The 990-nt window shown below is 70.9% G+C and carries 1 protein-coding gene; it reads left to right on the forward strand.

The annotated features are described in order from the left end of the window. Positions 1–755 (forward strand): electron transfer flavoprotein subunit alpha/FixB family protein (locus AQY21_RS27075; RefSeq protein ID WP_058100675.1); only part of this gene is annotated, 755 nt, incomplete at its 5' end. Positions 756–990: the final 235 nt, after the last annotated feature.

Below are 990 nucleotides of genomic sequence, written 5' to 3' on the forward strand. Positions count from 1 at the left end.
TGGTGGCCGAGGCCCCGCTCTACGGCCACCGCCTGGCCGAGCCGACCGCGGCGCTGATCGTGGGCCTGGCCGGCGATTACGACCACATCGCCGCGCCTGCGACCACCGATGCCAAGAACGTCATGCCCCGCGTCGCGGCGCTGCTCGACGTGATGGTGCTGTCGGATGTCTCGGCCATCCTCGACGCCGAGACCTTCGAGCGGCCGATCTATGCCGGCAACGCCATCCAGGTGGTGAAGTCGMRGGACGCGAAGAAGGTCTTCACCATCCGCACCGCCAGCTTCGACGCGGCGGGCGAAGGCGGCAGYGCCCCGGTCACCGAGACCGCCGCCGCCGCCGATCCCGGCCTGTCCTCCTGGGTGGCCGACGAGGTGGCCGAGAGCGACCGCCCCGAGCTGACCTCGGCCARGCGCGTGGTCTCGGGCGGCCGGGGCCTCGGCTCGAAGGAGAGCTTCGCGATCATCGAAGAGCTGGCCGACAAGCTCGGCGCCGCGGTGGGCGCCTCGCGGGCGGCGGTGGACAGYGGCTAYGCGCCGAACGACTGGCAGGTCGGCCAGACCGGCAAGGTCGTCGCCCCCGAGCTTTACGTCGCGGTGGGCATCTCGGGCGCCATCCAGCACCTGGCGGGGATGAAGGACAGCAAGGTGATCGTGGCGATCAACAAGGACGAGGAGGCGCCGATCTTCCAGATCGCCGATTACGGCCTGGTCGGCGACCTGTTCTCCGTCGTCCCGGAACTCACCGGCAAGCTCTGAGCGCTTTCTCCGCTGTCCAAATACTCCGGGGGAGCGCCCCTGAGGCCCGGTCGAGGGGCCGCAGGGGCGCGGGGGCAGAGCCCCCCGACCCCGTGCCGCAAGCCCATCCGCCAGCCAGGAGAACCCCCCGCCATGTCCGAAATTGCACGCGAGTCGATGGATTACGACGTGGTGATCGTCTGCGGCGGCCCGGCGGGGCTGGCGATGGGGATCGAGGCGCCGTTCCGCATCGGCG

The sequence above is a fragment of the Paracoccus sp. MKU1 genome (assembly GCF_001447385.1).
GTDB lineage: Bacteria > Pseudomonadota > Alphaproteobacteria > Rhodobacterales > Rhodobacteraceae > Paracoccus.